Source organism: Amycolatopsis orientalis (assembly GCF_000943515.2).
GTDB classification, from domain to species: Bacteria; Actinomycetota; Actinomycetes; order Mycobacteriales; family Pseudonocardiaceae; genus Amycolatopsis; species Amycolatopsis orientalis.
This window is the reverse complement of record NZ_CP016174.1, coordinates 6,937,008-6,953,906: the sequence shown is the minus strand read 5'-3', so window position 1 is coordinate 6,953,906 and position 16,899 is coordinate 6,937,008. Positions and strand designations below refer to the sequence as shown.

16 protein-coding genes are annotated in these 16,899 nt (G+C 69.9%); 7 read left to right on the top strand and 9 right to left on the bottom strand.

Going from position 1 to position 16,899, the window contains the following annotated elements:
- Window positions 1–30: 30 nt before the first annotated feature.
- Window positions 31–732: an IclR family transcriptional regulator gene (locus SD37_RS30140; RefSeq protein ID WP_044855494.1), complete on the bottom strand. Its 702-nt coding sequence runs from the start codon at window positions 730–732 to the stop codon at window positions 31–33.
- 79 nt (window positions 733–811) lie between these two features.
- Between SD37_RS30140 and leuC the strand changes: the two genes are divergently transcribed.
- From leuC to SD37_RS30120, 4 genes are all read left to right on the top strand, one after another.
- Window positions 812–2,230 carry a 3-isopropylmalate dehydratase large subunit gene (gene leuC / locus SD37_RS30135; RefSeq protein ID WP_044855493.1) on the top strand — a complete coding sequence of 473 codons (1,419 nt, stop codon included), beginning with the start codon at window positions 812–814 and terminating at the stop codon, window positions 2,228–2,230.
- Between the two features lie 32 nt (window positions 2,231–2,262).
- On the top strand, window positions 2,263–2,865 hold the full coding sequence (gene leuD / locus SD37_RS30130) for a 3-isopropylmalate dehydratase small subunit (RefSeq protein ID WP_037312962.1): 603 nt from the start codon (window positions 2,263–2,265) through the stop codon (window positions 2,863–2,865).
- A 253-nt stretch (window positions 2,866–3,118) separates the two neighbouring features.
- Entirely contained in the window at window positions 3,119–3,787 is a 669-nt protein-coding gene (locus SD37_RS30125) for an HU family DNA-binding protein (protein ID WP_065913015.1), read from the top strand.
- Between the two features lie 227 nt (window positions 3,788–4,014).
- The gene (locus SD37_RS30120) at window positions 4,015–6,732 is read left to right on the top strand and encodes an AfsR/SARP family transcriptional regulator (protein WP_236725145.1); all 2,718 of its coding nucleotides are present in this window, start codon (window positions 4,015–4,017) and stop codon (window positions 6,730–6,732) included.
- A 102-nt stretch (window positions 6,733–6,834) separates the two neighbouring features.
- Here the strand turns inward: SD37_RS30120 and SD37_RS30115 are convergent, their stop codons facing one another.
- Genes SD37_RS30115 through cofC form a run of 3 tightly spaced genes read right to left on the bottom strand, consistent with a single transcriptional unit; the run spans window position 6,835 to window position 10,773 of the window.
- Window positions 6,835–7,770, bottom strand: a complete 936-nt coding sequence (locus SD37_RS30115) for an NUDIX hydrolase (protein ID WP_044855492.1) — start codon at window positions 7,768–7,770, stop codon at window positions 6,835–6,837.
- On the bottom strand, window positions 7,767–10,085 hold the full coding sequence (locus SD37_RS30110; RefSeq protein ID WP_173426397.1) for an RNA degradosome polyphosphate kinase: 2,319 nt from the start codon (window positions 10,083–10,085) through the stop codon (window positions 7,767–7,769). Before SD37_RS30110 ends, SD37_RS30115 begins: the two co-directional genes overlap by 4 nt.
- Before the next feature lie 58 nt (window positions 10,086–10,143).
- Complete coding sequence (cofC, locus tag SD37_RS30105) at window positions 10,144–10,773, bottom strand: 2-phospho-L-lactate guanylyltransferase (RefSeq protein WP_044855491.1); 630 nt, start codon at window positions 10,771–10,773, stop codon at window positions 10,144–10,146.
- Between the two features lie 96 nt (window positions 10,774–10,869).
- Here cofC and SD37_RS30100 point away from each other — a divergent pair, with 96 nt between their 5' ends.
- The 3 genes from SD37_RS30100 to SD37_RS30090 all read left to right on the top strand — a co-directional run bounded on the left by SD37_RS30100 (window position 10,870) and on the right by SD37_RS30090 (window position 13,341).
- Entirely contained in the window at window positions 10,870–11,574 is a 705-nt protein-coding gene (locus SD37_RS30100; RefSeq protein WP_044855490.1) for a lysophospholipid acyltransferase family protein, read from the top strand.
- Entirely contained in the window at window positions 11,574–12,587 is a 1,014-nt protein-coding gene (locus tag SD37_RS30095; protein WP_083255119.1) for an NAD(P)H-dependent glycerol-3-phosphate dehydrogenase, read from the top strand. The genes SD37_RS30100 and SD37_RS30095 overlap by 1 nt, the downstream gene beginning before the upstream one ends.
- A gap of 274 nt (window positions 12,588–12,861) precedes the next feature.
- Window positions 12,862–13,341 carry a cysteine dioxygenase gene (locus SD37_RS30090; protein WP_044855488.1) on the top strand — a complete coding sequence of 160 codons (480 nt, stop codon included), beginning with the start codon at window positions 12,862–12,864 and terminating at the stop codon, window positions 13,339–13,341.
- Window positions 13,342–13,360: 19 nt separating this feature from the next.
- Here SD37_RS30090 and SD37_RS30085 read toward each other — a convergent pair whose 3' ends face one another.
- The 5 genes from SD37_RS30085 to SD37_RS30065 all read right to left on the bottom strand — a co-directional run bounded on the left by SD37_RS30085 (window position 13,361) and on the right by SD37_RS30065 (window position 16,889).
- Complete coding sequence (locus SD37_RS30085; protein ID WP_044855487.1) at window positions 13,361–14,374, bottom strand: asparaginase; 1,014 nt, start codon at window positions 14,372–14,374, stop codon at window positions 13,361–13,363.
- Between the two features lie 101 nt (window positions 14,375–14,475).
- Entirely contained in the window at window positions 14,476–15,300 is an 825-nt protein-coding gene (locus SD37_RS30080) for a class I SAM-dependent methyltransferase (RefSeq protein WP_044855486.1), read from the bottom strand.
- Window positions 15,297–15,677, bottom strand: coding sequence for a VOC family protein (locus tag SD37_RS30075; protein ID WP_044855485.1), 381 nt, complete (start codon window positions 15,675–15,677; stop codon window positions 15,297–15,299). Before SD37_RS30075 ends, SD37_RS30080 begins: the two co-directional genes overlap by 4 nt.
- A gap of 43 nt (window positions 15,678–15,720) precedes the next feature.
- Entirely contained in the window at window positions 15,721–16,458 is a 738-nt protein-coding gene (locus SD37_RS30070) for an FAD:protein FMN transferase (RefSeq protein ID WP_044855484.1), read from the bottom strand.
- Window positions 16,455–16,889, bottom strand: coding sequence for an FMN-binding protein (locus SD37_RS30065; protein ID WP_044855483.1), 435 nt, complete (start codon window positions 16,887–16,889; stop codon window positions 16,455–16,457). Before SD37_RS30065 ends, SD37_RS30070 begins: the two co-directional genes overlap by 4 nt.
- Between the last annotated feature and the right edge of the window lie 10 nt (window positions 16,890–16,899).

The following is a 16,899-nucleotide window of genomic DNA, read 5'->3' as shown; positions in this document are numbered from 1 at the left end:
GGGAAGGGGGCCTTCCCGTACTCCCAGCGGTCAGAGGCGCTCCTGCAGCGCGTCCGCGGCGGCGAGCAGGTCCGCGGCCCAGCGCGCTCCCGGCTTACGCCCTATCCGTTCGATGGGCCCGGAAACCGACACCGCGGCGACCACGGTGCCCGACGAATCCCGCACCGGCGCCGAGACACTCGCCACACCCGGTTCCCGTTCCGCCACGCTCTGGGCCCAGCCGCGCCGCCGGACCTCCAGCAGCGTGCGCTCCCCGTAGACCGCCTCGGAGAGGATCGTCCGCTGCGTATGCGGATCCGACCACGCGGCGAGGACCTTCGCGCCGGAACCGGCGGTCATCGGCAGCCGTGAACCGATCGGCACCGTGTCACGGAGACCGCTGGGCGGTTCCGCGGTCGAGACGCAGACGCGCTGGACGCCGTCGCGACGGTAGAGCTGAACGCTTTCCCCGGTGATGTCGCGCAATTTGGGCAGTACCGAACTCGCCGCGTCGAGCAGCGGGTCGGTCGAACCGCCCGCCAGTTCCGCGAGCGCGGTACCCGGCCGCCACCGCCCGTCCGGGCCGCGGCGCAACAGGCGATGCACCTCGAGGCCGACCGCGAGCCGGTGCGCCGTCGCGCGTGGCAAGCCGGTCCGCGTGCACAGTTCCGCCAGGCCACAAGGATCTTCGGCCACGGCCTGAAGCACGGCCACGGCCTTGTCGAGTACTCCGATACCGCTATGCTGTCCCACAAGCCGATACTATCTTCCCGAAGTTTGAGATGTCCAGATGGTGGGAAGTACCGATTTCACCGCATGTGAGGAGCCGGAAATGCCCCGGACACTGGCCGAGAAAGTGTGGGAGTCGCACCTGGTGCGGCGCGGCGAAGGGGCCGAGCCCGACCTGCTCTACATCGACCTCCACCTGCTGCACGAGGTCACCAGCCCGCAGGCGTTCGACGGACTCCGCCTGGCAGGCCGGAAACTGCGCCGCCCCGACCTCACCATCGCGACCGAGGACCACAACGTCCCGACGATCGACATCGAGCTGCCGATCGCGGATCCCGTGTCCCGCACCCAGGTCGACACCCTGCGCGCCAACTGCGAGGAGTTCGGGGTCCGGCTGCACCCGATGGGCGACGCCGAACAGGGCATCGTGCACGTCATCGGCCCGCAGCTGGGCCTGACCCAGCCCGGGATGACCGTGGTGTGCGGCGACAGTCACACCTCGACGCACGGCGCGTTCGGCGCGATGGCCTTCGGCATCGGCACCTCCGAGGTCGAACACGTGATGGCGACCCAGACGCTGCCGCTCCGTCCATTCAAGACGATGGCGATCACCATCGACGGGGAACTGCGCCCCGGCGTCACGGCGAAGGACGTCATCCTCGCGGTGATCGCCAAGATCGGCACCGGCGGCGGGCAGGGCTACGTCCTCGAATACCGCGGCAAGGCCATCGAGAACCTGTCGATGGAAGCCAGGATGACGGTGTGCAACATGTCCATCGAAGCGGGGGCGCGCGCCGGCCTCATCGCACCGGACGAGACGACGTTCGCGTATCTGAAGGGCCGTCCGCACGCGCCGCAGGGCGCCGACTGGGACGCCGCCGTCGAGAACTGGCGCGAGCTGCGCACCGACGACGACGCCGTCTTCGACGCCGAGGTGCACCTGAACGCCGACGAGCTCACGCCTTTCGTGACCTGGGGCACCAACCCGGGCCAGGGCCTCCCGCTGGGCGCCGAGGTGCCCGACCCGGAGCGGATCGGCGACGAGAACGAGCGCGTCGCCGCCGAGAAGGCCCTGTCCTATATGGACCTGAAGCCGGGCACCCCGCTGCGTGAGATCGCGGTGGACACCGTCTTCCTCGGCTCCTGCACGAATGGCCGTATCGAGGACCTGAGGGCCGCCGCGGACGTCCTGCGCGGGCACAAGGTCGCCGAGTCGGTCCGGATGCTCGTCGTCCCCGGCTCGATGCGCGTCCGCCAGGCCGCCGAAGCCGAAGGGCTGGACCAGGTCTTCATCGAAGCGGGCGCGGAATGGCGCCAGGCGGGCTGCTCGATGTGCCTCGGCATGAACCCTGACCAGCTCAAGCCGGGTGAGCGCAGCGCGTCGACCTCGAACCGCAACTTCGAAGGCAGGCAGGGCAAGGGCGGCCGGACGCACCTGGTCTCCCCGCTCGTGGCGGCCGCCACGGCCGTCCGGGGAACCCTGTCCAGCCCCGAAGACCTGCTGCCCGCCACCGCCCGCTGACATCGCTGACATCCGCGAAGGAGTTCCCAATCATGGATGCGTTCACCCACCACACCGGCGTCGGGGTCCCGCTGCGCAGGTCCAACGTGGACACTGACCAGATCATCCCGGCGGTCTACCTCAAGCGCGTGAGCCGCACCGGCTTCGAGGACGGGCTCTTCGCCGCCTGGCGCTCCGACGAGTCGTTCATCCTCAACGAAGAGCCCTTCAAAAGCGGGTCGGTCCTGGTCGCGGGCCCGGACTTCGGCACCGGTTCCTCCCGTGAGCACGCCGTCTGGGCCCTGATGGACTACGGCTTCCGGGTGGTGATCTCTTCCCGGTTCGCGGACATCTTCCGTGGGAACTCGGGCAAACAGGGCCTGGTCGCCGCTCAGGTCGAGCAGGCGGACGTCGAACTGCTGTGGAAGCTGCTCGAAAACGAGCCTGGGACGGAGGTCACGGTGGACCTCGAGTCGAAGACGGTACGAGCCAAGGACTTCACCGCGCCCTTCCAGATCGACGACTACACCCGCTGGCGGCTCCTCGAAGGGCTCGACGACATCGCCCTGACACTCCGCCACGCGGAGGAGATCGACACTTTCGAGACCCAGCGCCCCTCCTGGAAGCCGGTGACCCTCCCGGCGGCCTCCTCCTAGGGCCTGCCGAAGGGGGCGGATTCCCTTGCTGAGCAGGGAATCCGCACCCCGGCCGAAGGCCTCCACACCAGCCCCGAAACCACACCGAACGGCACCTCAAGAGGCCCTGGAGGGGTCCCTCAAGAGGCGGAACCGCCCCCGAGACAAGGGAAATTTCCGCGCGTCGTTTGGAATTTGTGCTGCATTGGTAATACCGTGTGCGCTAAGTCGGCCGACGGGGCCGTGTACAAGTAGTTCTTCTTGGAGGACTGGAATGGCCAACAAGGCCCAGCTGATCGAGGCGCTGTCGGAGCGCCTGGGCGACAAGAAGGTCGCGTCGGAGGCCGTCGATGGCCTTGTCGACATCATCATCCGGACGGTCAACAAGGGCGAGAAGGTGAACATCACCGGCTTCGGTGTGTTCGAGAAGCGCGCCCGCGCCGCCCGCACCGCGCGGAACCCGCGTACCGGTGAGACCGTTCGCGTCAAGAAGACCAACGTGCCCGCCTTCCGCGCCGGCACGACCTTCAAGGACGTCATCAGCGGTTCGAAGAAGCTGCCGAAGGCCACCGCTGTGAAGCGCGCGACCACCGGCACCACCACCCGGACCGCCGCCACCCGCGCGACGACGACCCGGACGGCCGCCAGCCGCCCGGCCGCGACGCGTTCCACCACCACGCGGACCCGTGCCGCCGCCGCCACGACGCGCACCGCCGCGAAGCCGGCCGCCAAGGCGACCGCGACCAAGGCAGCGGCCAAGACGACCGCCACCAAGGCGGCGCCGAAGACCGCGGCCAAGGCCACGACGACTCGCGCCACCACGGCCAAGAAGGCGACCGCCACCAAGGCCGCCGCGAAGCCGGCCGCCAAGGCCACCGCCGCCAAGGCTCCGGCCAAGAAGGCCCCGGCCAAGCGGACTTCGGCGGCCGCGAAGAAGAAGTAAGCTCCCTCTCCACGAGTGAGCCAACGGCAGGGCCCCGCGCACGGCGCGGGGCCCTGCCGCAGTTTCCGGTCCCTTCACCACTGTCCGGGCGGACGGAATCCCCGGAACCCGCTCGGTCGCCGGGCGAGGTGTGTCACTCTTCTCGCCATGGAAGAACGAGGCGGGGAACACCGTTCTTGAGGGGGGCCACCATCGAAATCCGGCTTCTCGGTCCGTTCAGGGTGATCGTGGACGGATCGGCTTGTTCTCTCGGCAGTGCCCGTCAGCGCGCGCTGCTGGCCACCTTGGCGCTGTCGTGCGGCCGTCTGGTTTCCATCGACGCGCTCGCGCGCGGGGTCTGGGGACACGAACCCCCGGAACGGATCCGCGGCAGCCTGCAGACGAACGTGATGCGCTTGCGGCGTTTGCTCGGCGAGCACCTCGTGGAGACCGAACCGGACGGTTACCGTCTCGTTTCCGATCCCGCCGGGGTCGACGTGCTGCGATTCCTCGCCCTTCTCGACGAAGCCGTCGGAAAAGAACCCGCCGAGGAACGGGCACTGCTGGCCGGGGCGATCGCGCTGTGGGGCGGGACACCGCTGGAAGGCGCCGGTTCCCCCACCCTCGCCGATGAATGGGAACCCCGGCTCACCGAGCGGTATCTGTTCGCCGTGGAAAGGCGGATCGATCTGGATACCGGCGTGGCCGCCGACGCGGAACTCGTCGCCGAATTGACCGAGCTGGTCGCGCGGCACCCGCTCCGGGAATCGTTGTGGGAAAGACTCGTGCGGATTCTCGCGCGCTCCGGCCGAAGGGCCGAAGCGCTGGCCGGATACGCCCGGCTGCGGTCGCTGCTCGCCGAGGAACTGGGTGTCGAACCGGGCGCGGAACTGCGGCGGCTGCACGCCGAACTGCTCGCCGCCGACGTGCGCGCGGAGCCGATCGCCCCGGTACCGGTGGTACCGCCGGTACCGCGTCAGCTTCCCTTCGACGTCACGGGTTTCACCGGACGCGAGACCGAACTGGCCCAGCTGGACGGGTTCCTCGACCGGGGCGGGCCGACACGGATCGTGGTCATCGAAGGGACGGCGGGGGTCGGGAAGACCGCGCTGGCCGTCCATTGGTCGCATCGGCTCCGGGAAAGATTCCCCGACGGACAACTCTTCGTAGAACTGCGCGGGCATTCCGCGGGTACGCCGGTCACCCCGATGGACGCACTGTCCGGGTTCCTCCAGGCGGTGGGCGTGCCAGCCGACGCGCTGCCCTCCACAGTGGAGCAACGGTCGGCCGCGCTGCGCGGCAGGCTGGCCGGGACCAGGATGCTGGTACTGCTGGACAACGCCCGCGACGCGGACCAGATCCGGCCGCTGCTGCCCGGATCGGGCAATCTGGTGGTGGTCACCAGCCGGAACCAGTTGCGGGGCCTGGTCGCCAGGGAAGGGGCGCGGCGGATGCCGTTGCGCTCCTTGGACGAGCACGCGGCCAAGGCGCTGCTCGCCGGAAGCGTCGGCCACGCCCGGCTCGACGCCGAACCCGGCGCGGTGGCGGATCTCACCCTGCTGTGCGGCGGATTGCCGCTGGCACTGGCGCTGGCCGGGGAACGGGCGTCCCGGTTCCCGGGCACCTCACTGGCGTGGATCGTCGACGAGCTACGGGATCAGCGGATCCGGCTCGACACCCTGCGGGATCCGCAGGACGCGGGTACCGATCTGCGTGCGGCGTTTTCGTGGTCCTACAACGCGTTGCGCCCGGAGGCGGCCCGGCTGTTCCGGTTGCTGGGGCTGTTCCCCGGCGTGCCGATCCGGGTCACGACCGCGGCCGTCGCGGCGGGGACCGGGATTCTCGAGGCCAGGGAACTGATCGATCAGCTGGCCTCGGCGCATCTGCTGAACCAGCCGAGCACCGACCGGTACCGGTTCCACGACCTGTTGCGGGTCTACGCCGCGGAACTCGCGGCGGACGACGACCCGGCCGAACGCGACGCGGCGCTGCTGCGCCTGATCGACTGGTACCTCGCCGCCGTCGCCGCGGCGGACGAACTCGTCCGGCCGGACCTGCTCACTTCGGACGTCGTGCTCGAACCGGCCGAGGGTCCGCCGCCCGGTTTCGCCGACCGCGAGGAGGCGACGGCTTGGTACGTCGAGGAACGCCCCGCGCTCGCCGCGCTGGTCCGGATCGCCGCCGACCGCGGCTGGCCGGACCGCGCCTGGAAACTCGCGTGGCTGCTCCGCTCCTTCTACTCCGAACGGCACGATCAGGAGGACTGGTTCAGCACCGGCGAGGCCGCCGTCGAGGCCACGAGGGCCGCGTCCGATCCGCTGGGCCTGCAGTACGCGGCCAACAACCTCGGATCGGCCTACCTGCGGGCGACTCGCCCCGACGAGGCACTGGAGATGCTGGAAGAGGCGAGGAAGGCGTCCGTGGAGACCGGCGGCTCCGAGGTCACGGTCGCGATCTTGTCGAATCTGTCGGGGGCTTACCATCTCCGCTCCGAATTCGAGAAGAGCGAACAGGTCGCCGCCGAGGCCGCGCGCCTCGCCGCCGACAACGGTCAGCGCACCTTCGTCCCGCACGCGCTCCTCAACATCAGCGCGAGCCGGATCGGCCGGGGCGCCTACGACGAGGCCGCCGAAGCCGCGCTCGAAGCGAGACGGTCCTTCGCCGAACTCGGTGACCGGTACCACGCGGCACTCGCCCTCTCCAACACCGGCGAGGCGCTCGCGGGCGCGCGACGGTACGAGGAGGCGGAGGAGAAGTGTTCCGGCGCGCTCGCCGAACTCCACGAGCTCGGCGCGGAATACGGCACCATCGACGTGCTCATCACGCTCGTGAAGATCATGCGCGGCCTGGGACGGGAAGACCAGGCCGTCGCTTACGGAGCCGAGGCGCTGGCCGTATGCCAGCGCCTCGGTGATCCCCGTGCCGACGAAGTACGGACGATGCTGTCCGTTCCACCCCCAGGCTGAACGGCGAGTACCGCGGGATGTCCATCACGACCCCCCACAAGGACACGGGGGCAGTAAACCAAGCGGCGCTGTCAGTTCGCTGTCACGAGGCGGCGCGTGCGGTCAGGGGCGGGCGGGCGCGGGGGTGGGCAGGGGCGACGCGAAGTAGTCCGCGGCCACCAGCACCGGCCCGTCCTCCTCGGTCGGCGCCCGGAACGACAGCACCCAGAACGAGCCCTTCTTCGACGGCACCACACCGCCGCGCGCGGCGGGCAGGTCGACACCGTCGCGGTCGGCCAGCGCGCTGACGACGTCCGGGATCACGCCGCCCTGGCTGGAGACCACCGGCGTCCCGCCGTCGCCCGCGATGGCCAGCAGCCGGGCGACGCCGAGCACCGGATCGGGCCAGTAGCCCTCTTCCGACAGCAGCGGCTCGTGCCGGATCTCGACGTCGAGATCCTCGGCGAGCCCGTTCACCGTCTGGACGCACCGGAGCCGCGGCGCCGAGAGCACCCTGCTCGGCGCGTAGTGCCGCAGCAGCGAACGCAGTGCTTCGGCCTGACGCTGTCCCGCGTCCGAAAGCGGCCGCAGGTCGTCGTCGCCGTTCCACTCGTCGCGTTTACCCGCTTTGGCGTGCCGCACCAGGATCACCGTGGTGAGGTCGGGCGGCAGCGCGGAGAACTCGCGCAGTACCCGCACGTCCCCTGGCCGCGTCAGCAGTTTCTCCGCCGTCTCGGCGTCGAGCCAGCGCAGTTCGTCGACCTCCTCGTTCGGCGCGAACGCGCCGGAAGCCGCGCGCGCGGAGAAGTAGTCGACGGTCTTCGGCTCCCCGGCCACGGTGTACTCGGTCCGGAACAGGTACCGGCCGAGCACCGCCTCGAACCCGGTCTCCTCCCCGATCTCGCGGACCGCGGCCTCCGCGATGGTCTCGCCCGGATCCAGCTTCCCCTTCGGCAGCGACCAGTCGTCGTAGCGCGGCCGGTGGACCAGCGCGACCTCGACGCGGTCCCCGGCACGTCGCCAGAGGACCGCACCGGCCGCCCGCACGACCCCGCTCATCCGGCGGCTCCGTGCCGCTTCGCGAGTTCGACCTGGTGATCGCGGACGTCGTCGCCGGACGCCGGGAACGGGGCCCACTCGCCGGTCGAGTTCAGTACCCAGCACCGCGTCGACGGATGCAGCGCGGACTCGAAGATGTAGTCCAGCTGAGCCGTCAGCTTCGGATCCTTGACCCGCACCAGTGCCTCGATGCGGCGGTCGAGGTTGCGGTGCATCATGTCCGCGCTGCCGATCCACTGCGTCCCGCCCGCGCGGAAGTTGAAGATGCGCGAGTGCTCCAGGAACCGGCCGAGGATCGACCGCACGTGGATGTTCTCGCTGAGCCCTTCGACACCCGGCTTCAGCGCGCAGATCCCGCGCACCACGATGTCGACCGGCACTCCGGCCTGCGACGCGTGGTACAGCGCGTCGATCACCTGCTCGTCGACGAGCGAGTTGCACTTGATCCGGATCCCGGCGGTCTGGCCGGCCCGCGCGAGTTCGATCTCCTCACCGATCGCGCGCACGATGCCGCGGCGGATCCCGTGCGGCGAGGTGAGGATGTTGCGGTAGGTGTCCTGCCGGGAGTAGCCGGTGAGCACGTTGAACAGATCCGTCAGGTCCGCGCCGATCGTGGGGTCGGCGGTCAGGAGGCCGAGATCCTCGTAGAGACGCGCTGTCTTCGGGTTGTAGTTGCCGGTGCCGATATGGCAGTACCGGCGGATGGTCGAACCCTCCTGGCGCACCACCATCGACACCTTGCAGTGCGTCTTCAGCCCGACCAGCCCGTAGACCACGTGCACGCCGGCGCGTTCCAGCGTGCGCGCCCAGGTGATGTTGGCCTGCTCGTCGAACCGCGCCTTGATCTCGACCAGCGCGACGACCTGCTTGCCAGCCTCGGCGGCGTCGATCAGCGCGTCGACGATCGGGGAGTCACCGGAGGTGCGGTACAGCGTCTGCTTGATCGCCAGCACCTTGTCGTCCGCGGCGGCCTGTTCGATGAACCGCTGGACGCTGGTGGAGAAGGAGTCGTACGGGTGATGCACGAGGACGTCGCCCTCGCGCAGCGTCGCGAACACCGACTTCGGCGTCTCGCGCTCGCCGAACGCCGGATGGGTGGCCGGCACGAAAGGGCGGTCCTTGAGTTCCTTCCGGTCCACTCCGGACAGCTGGTGCAGGCAGGTCAGGTCCAGCAGGCCGGGGACCTCGACGACGTCGCGCGGGTCGACCTCCAGCTCCCGCAGCAGCAGTTCGAGCATGTGCTCGCTCATGTCCTGCGCGACTTCGAGCCGCACCGGCGGGCCGAACCGGCGCTGGGCCAGCTCGCGCTCCAGCGCCTGGAGGAGGTCCTCGTCCCGGTCTTCTTCGACCTCGAAGTCCGCGTTGCGGGTGACGCGGAACGCGTGGTGCTCGGTGACCTCCATCCCGGTGAACAGCTCGCCGAGATGGGCGGCGATCAGTTCCTCCAGCGGCAGGAACGTCGCGGTGCGGACCTCACGGGGCTGCTGCTCGATGCGCATCAGGCGCGGCACGTTGCTCGGCACCTTGACGCGGGCGAACCGCTCCGTGCCCGCCTCGGGGTCGCGGACGGTGATGGCCAGGTTGAGCGAAAGGCCCGAAATATAGGGGAACGGATGCGCGGGATCCACGGCCAGCGGTGTGAGCACCGGGAAGATCTGCTCGCTGAAGTAGTTGGACAGCCGGAGCTGGTCGGCGCCGGTCAGGTCGTTCCAGCCGACGATGTGGATGTCTTCCTCGGCCAGCCGGGGCCGCAGGTGCAGTTCGAAGGCGTTGGTGTGCCGCTCGACCAGGTCCTGGTTGCGTTTGGCGATGTAGGCCAGCTGCTCGCGCGGGGTGAGCCCGTCCGCGCTGCGGACCGGGAGGCCCGTCTCGTCGCGGCGCTTCAGCCCGGCGACCCGCACCATGTAGAACTCGTCCAAATTGGACGCGAAGATCGCCAGGAACTTGGCGCGTTCGAGCAGCGGCTGCGATTCGTCCTCGGCCAGCGCGAGCACGCGGGCGTTGAAGTCCTGCCACGACAGCTCGCGGTTGAAGTACCGGTCGTCGGGCAGCGTCTCGACCGCGGTGGGGGCCGACGTCACCGCCGGGGGCGCGGCGGGCAGCGCGCGGAACTCCTGGGCGGGACGGCTCGCCGAACCGCCCCGGGTCGCGCGGATGGCCGCTCTCGGGGTGCTGTTCGTCTTCACCGCGGGACTGGTCTTGCGCGCCCTGGCGGGTTTGGCCGCGCCGTTGTCCGGTTCCGGTTTCGCGGCGGAGGTCTTCCGCTTCCTTGCCGAGTTCGGGGTGCCGCCGTCGTTTGTGCTCACGGGCTTCATTGTTCACCACTCGGCGCGATTATGTGCGCCGCGCGCGGGTCGCCGGGGTGAACTCTCGTCACATCACCACGCAGGGTGTTCCCAGCAGCGTTGAAGTGCGCTTTCCGACACCCAGGGTGCGGACGTGAGCGAGATCATCCGCGGTGTCCACGTCACCGCGCAGCGATTCGGCGGCGATCGTGAGCGGCGTCGCACCGGAGGCGGCGTGCGCCCGCGCGGAACCCTCGCCGAACCGGGGTTCGAGGGCCCGGCCCGCTCCGGCGAGCAACAGGGTCGTGCCCGTTCCCTGCCGGTCCGCGACGAAGGCCCGCTCGCCCGCGGCCTCGGCGAGCGCGGCGGTGAGGTCTTCGGTCCGCAACGCGGGCAGGTCGGCCTGCAGGGCGCCGACGAGACCGGACGGGGTGTCCCGGCGCAGCAGTTCCGCGCCGTGACGCAGGGCGGCGTTCAATCCGCCTCGCGAAGGTTCGGCGACGATTTCCACGCCCAGCTCGGCGAGATCCGCCACCGAAGCCGGGTCCGCGGCGACCACCAGTACCCGGCGGACGCCGTCCGCCGAGGTCGCCGCGGCCAGCGTGTCGTACGCCAGCGCCAGCACCAGTTCGGCGTGCCGCTCGGGCACGACCGCGCCGCGAAGGCGCGACTTGCCCTGCGCCGGGCGTTTCATCGGCACGATCAGGTCCACGTCCACATCTGCATTCTTACCCGACCCTCCCTGGACCCCGCTCGTACGCGGGCGGCAGGATCAGGGGTCTGGGACGGCACGTGCGACTTCGAGGAGGACGAATTGGCCCGGCGTGAGAAGGGCGGCTTCTGGGTTGGCGTCGCCGCCGCACTGTTCTATCCGGCGACGGCCATCGCCAGGCGCGTCTACCGCGGTGAGGAGAAGATCCCCCGCGAAGGCGGCGCGCTGCTGCTGCTCAACCACGTGTCCCACATGGACCCGGCGGTGGACGCGGTGTTCGTGCACCGGCAGAAGCGGGTGCCGCGGTTCCTCGGCAAGGAGAGCCTGACCAGGACGCCGGTCTTCGGCAAGATCTTCGTCGGCGCGGGCCAGATCCCGGTCTCGCGCGGTTCGGCCGCCGCCGGCGACAGCCTCAAGGCCGCCCACCAGGCGTTGCGTGACGGCAAGGTCGTCGTCATCTATCCGGAGGGGACGATCAGCAAGGATCCGGACGGCTGGCCGAAGAAGCCGTTCACCGGCGCGGCGCGGCTCGCGCTGGAGACCGACGTGCCGGTGATCCCGATCGCCCGCTGGGGCACGAACCACATCTTCAACGGGTACACGAAGAAGTTCACGCCGTTCCCGCGCAAGACGATCACGCATCTGGTCGGGGAGCCGATGGACCTGTCCGCCTACAAGGACGGGTCCACGCGCAGCGCGTCCAAGCTGCGCGAGGTCACCGAGCTGATGATGACCGAGATCACCACCCTGCTCGCGGAGATCCGCCAGGAGGAACCGCCCGCGAAGAAGCCGGAGGACGACGCCTGATGGCCGAGGTCCAGCGGGTGACCGTACTCGGCGCCGGATCGTGGGGCACGGCGTTCGCCAAGGTGCTCGGCGACGCCGGCCGCGACGTGACCATCTGGGCCCGGCGGCCCGAGGTCGCGGCGGAGATCCGGGACCAGCACCGGAATTCGTCCTATTTGCCCGATATCGAGTTGCCCGCGCGGATCACCGCGACCGCGGATCCGGCCGAGGCGCTCGACGGTGCGCAGGCCGTGGTCCTCGCGGTACCGAGCCAGACGCTGCGGACCAATCTGTCGGAGTGGTCCGGTCTGCTGCCCTCCGACGCGATCCTGGTGAGTCTTGCGAAGGGTGTCGAACTCGGCACGCTCAAGCGGATGAGCGAGGTCATCGCCGAGATCGCTCGCGTCGAGGACGGCCGGATCGTGGTCGTTTCCGGGCCGAACCTGGCGAAGGAGATCGCGCTCGGGCAGCCGTCGGCCGCGGTCGTCGCGTGCACGGACCACGACAACGCCAAGGCGATCCAGCAGGCTAGCTTCAACCAGTACTTCCGGCCGTACACCAACACCGACGTCGTCGGCTGCGAACTGGGCGGCGCGTGCAAGAACGTCATCGCGCTGAGCTGCGGGATGGCGGCCGGGCTGGGGCTCGGCACCAACACGATGGCGACGCTGATCACCCGCGGGCTGGCCGAGATGGCGCGGCTCGGCGCGAAACTCGGCGCCGACCCGCTCACCTTCGCCGGGCTCGCCGGCGTCGGCGACCTGGTGGCGACGTGTTCCTCGCCGCTGTCGCGCAACCGGACCTTCGGTGAGCGGCTGGGCAGGGGAGAGACCCTGCAGCAGGCGCTGGACGCCGCGGGCGGGCAGGTGGCCGAGGGCGTCAAGTCGTGCACGTCGATCCGGGAACTCGCGCTCAGCCACGGCGTCGACATGCCCATCACCGACGCGATGCACCGCGTGTGCCACGAAGGGGTCGACCCGCGGCGGGCGGGAGCCGAACTGCTGGGGCGGTCACAGAAGCACGAGTGGTCCTGAGGCGCGAGGCAAGCAAGACCGCACGATCGCGACAGACCGGGCCGGATTCGTGCTGCCAGCATGGTCGGTACGTGCGGAACTCATGGTCCACGGTGTGAGATCTGTTGACCGCCGGGCTCCGTACTGGTTCGCTGAGGGCATGTTCGCACGTGGGATGACTGTGTCGCGGGGCCTCTCGGGTCTTGGCGCCGTCGCGTGCGTGTCGTGTCGCTGTTGTCGGTGAACCCCGCCCCGGCCCAGTTCGACACCCTCTTCCTTCTGCGAGGACACCTTCATGTTCGCCGTACCGGACAACACGCTCGTCATTCCCGAAAACCCAGCCCTGCGCCACCCGGTGCGCGTCGCGCTCGAGTTCGCCGCGGACCGTGACCGCTGGCGGCATCTGCTGCGCTACGACCCGGAGGAGCGGTTCTCCGCGCTCGTCGACAGCGACGAACTCCAGGAGATCTGGCTGATGAGCTGGCTTCCCGGCCAGCACACCGACCTGCACGACCACGAGTTCGCCGCGGGCGCGTTCACCGTGGTCAGCGGGCAGCTGAACGAGACAGTCGCGCGACGCGCCGTCGACGGCCGGGCCGTGACGGAGCTGCATTCGCTGTCGGCGGGCCAGTCACGCGTCTTCGGTCCCGGTTACATCCACGAGGTGCGCAACGAGGGGCCGGACCCCGCCGTCAGCGTGCACGTCTACCGGCACGGGCCGCGCGCCATGCGTCCCTACCACCTGGACCCCATCTCCGGCCCGATCCGGGACTAGCGAAACGCTGGACGAAACGCTAGGTGTCGAGGTCGCCGCGCAGCCGGAATTCGGCCTCGATACGGTCCCTGGACGCGCCGGTCGCGAGCAGGGTGTGCAGCAGGAGCCGGGATTTGCGCGGGTCGAGCCAGCCTGCCATGGTCGCGCCCATCGCGATCAGGTCCGACTCCGAACCGCGGAAGCCATAGGTACTCCGGAACGTCGGCCCGGCTCCGGTGCGGCCGGCGATCACGATCGGCACCTCCGGCAGCGCACGCTCGATCACGTCCGCGGCCCCCGCCGAGACGTGCCCGGCGCCGTTCGCCGCGATCACCACCCCCTTGACCCCGGCCTTGACCAGCGTCTCCAGGAGTTCCCCGGTGTCCTCGACGCCGCTCTCGACGATCGGTACCAGCCCGGAGAAGTCCGCGTTCCCCACCGGCAACGCCGCCGGACGGGCGGCGACCGGGTGGAAGTAGTGCACCGCGCCTTCCGCGAGCAGCCCGAGCGGCCCGGCGGGATTCGACGAAAACGCCTCGACGTGGCTCGAATGCGCCTTGCGGACCCAGCGCGCGAGGTGGACGTCGTCGTTGAACGCGACCAGCGAACCGCGGCCGCGGCTGCGAGGATCGGCTGCGACGGTCAGCGCGGCGACCAGGTTCGCCGCGCCGTCGGCGCTGGGCAGACTGGGATTGCGCATGGCGCCGGTGATGATGATCGGCGCCTCGGAAGCCCAAGTCAGCTCGAAGAAGTACGCGGTCTCTTCGAGCGTGTCCGTGCCCTGGACCACGACGACGCCTTGGGCGCCTTCGTCGACGGCCTGCGCGGCCCAGTCCCGGGTCTTGATCAGCGTGGCGAAGTCCATCGACGCGCTGGAGATACCCGCGAGTGTCTCCGCGCGGATGTCCATCGCCAGGTCGTCGACGAGGCCGCCGAGCAGATCCTTGGCGCTGAGCCGGGGGACCGCGTGGTCCTCGCCGTCGCCGGGGACCATGGAGATGGTGCCGCCCAAGGCGGCGACGGCGACCAGCGGCCGTCGGGATTCGCTCGACATACCGTCCATTCTTCAAACCCGGCCGGTCGGTGGGCAAGCGTTCGTGACGGAGCGTTCGCCGCGCGTTTGGTCCTCTGGACGCGCAGCCCGCGTTTAGTCCTCTAGACGCGTTTCACGGCCTCGATCGTGTAACTCGCCGCCAGCCGCTGAGGGTCCTTCGTCAGCCGCCATTCCTCCGTCGCGGGGTCCACGGTCATGAAGCCGGGCAGCGCGTTCCACGGCACGCTGTCGTGCTCCACCAGCCGCGTCAGCGTCAGCCCCGCGTCGAGCAGCGACATGACGATCTCGCCCAGCCCGTGGTTCCACTCGTGCGTCCGGTTGTGCTGGAACGACACGTCGGTGTCCACATAGGTCCCCGGCACCTCGAAGACCAGCGGTTCGGTCTGCTCGAAGTACGGGTACCGCGGCGTGATCACCGGCTGCGTCTCGTCGAGGGTGCCCAGCATCGGGTGCATGTCCCGGATGAACAGCCGCCCGCCCGGCCGCAGCAGCGCGCCGGCCGTCCGTCCCCAGCGGGCGATGTCGGGAAGCCAGCAGAGCGCGCCGATTCCCGTGTAGACCAGGTCGAATTCCCCGGCGCCCAGCACGTCGGCGGCACTGTACACATCGGACTCGTGGTAGTCGATCTCCGCGCCGGTCTCGGCGGCCAGCCGTCGCGCGATCTCCAGCGACGGCGGGGAAAAGTCGAGTCCGGTCATCCGCGCACCGAGGCGGGACAGGGAAAGCGTGTCCGTGCCGATATGGCACTGCAGGTGCACGCCACGCGCACCGGAGATGTCACCGAGCAGCGGCCGGTCGAACCGGACGACGCCGCTGAGATGCGCGGGGTCCTTGACGAACCGGTCGTAGCCGTAGTCCGCCGACGCCGCGTGCGCCGGGGCGCGTTCGTCCCAGTTCGCGCGGTTGAGGGTGAGGTAGTCGTTCACGAAGCCACGGCCTTTTCGGCGGCGCTGCGCAGCACGCAGAACTCGTTGCCCTCGGGGTCGCCGAGGACGGCCCAGCCGGTGCCGTCCGGGTTGCGCCGGTCGTGCAGGAGGGTCGCGCCGAGCTTCAGCAGGCGTTCCACCTCCTCGTCGCGCGGGATGTCGGGTTCGAGGCAGAGATGGATGCGGTTCTTCACCGTCTTCGGCTCCGGGACCTGCCCGAAGTACAGCGTGACCCCGTTGTCCATCATGATGATCGCCTCGGGATCGCCGGGCCGGTCGTCGTCGGCCATCGGCTTGCCGACGACGCCGCTCCAGAAACGCCCTAGCTCGTAAGCGTCGGCACAGTCGAAAAAGAAGTTCTGTACGACAGAGGTCATGACGCCGCAGTCTGCCCGAGCCCGGGAGACCCGGCCAACGGATTTAACCGAGCCGCAGCCCCGGCGACCGGTGCACCTGGCGCTCCGCGTCGATGATCAGGACCTGGCAACCGGGTTGCGAAGCGACCCAGGCGATTCCCTCGGTCCCCAGCGCGAAAGCGGCCGTGGCCAGCGAATCCGCCGTGACGAGGTCGTCGGCGGCGACGGTGACGCTCAGCAGCCCGGTGGCCGGGCGCCCCGTCCGCCCGTCGAGGATATGGGCTCCGCGTTCGTATTCCCCCGACGTCGCGACGGCGCCGCCGGAGGACTCCACCACGGCGCAGAGCGAGTCCGGCCGTTCGGGATGCCGGATGCCGACCCGCCAGGGGCGGCCGGGTTCCGGTTCGCCGGAGGTGACGACGTCGCCGCCGGCGTTGATACAGAAGACGTCCAGGCCCTCGGCCAGCAGCAGTCCCGCCGCCCGCTGCACGGCCCAGCCCTTGACGACCGCGTTCGGGTCGAGCCGCCGTCCGGGGAGCCGGGCGGTGAACGCCCCGCCGGACAGCCGTTCGTAGTGGTCGCACAACGAAAGCACTTCGAGCAGGTCGTCGCTCAGTTCCGACGGGGCGAGTTCGCCGCGGTCGTAGCGGCAGACCTCGCTTCCGGCCTTGAACGGGCTGAACCGGTCGTCGACCTCGCGCAGCCAGCCGAAGACACCGTCGACGGCGTGCTCGACGAGTTCGCCGCCCGCCCGGACGTCGACCGAGACCGGCAGCCCCATCACCTGCTCGACGCGGTTCATCTGGCGTCCAGCGCCGCCTGCAGCGACTTGACGTACGACTCGCTCGTCGACGTCGCCCCGGAGACGGTGTCGATGTCGGCGCTCTGCGCGGTCAGCGTCTCCGCCTGCAGGACCGGGATCGCGTCGACCCCGCGGCCGCTGGTCGGCCGTCGCAGCAGCTGGACCTCGGAGATCCTGTCCTCGGCGGAGATCACCAGTCGCACTTGGACGGTGCCGTACCGGTTGCTCTCCACCGAGCCGTCGATGGTGCGCTCCGCACCTTCGGAGGCGCCACCGTCCGAAGAGGACTCAGTGGACTCAGTGGACGAGGACGGGGCGGGCGCGGCGACGGCCACGGTCTCCGAACCGAGCGGACCCGGTTCGTACAGCCAGACACCGAGGAACCCGGCGGCCGAAAGGGCGACCGTGGCGGCGACGATGGTCTTCTTCATGATCGGGGAC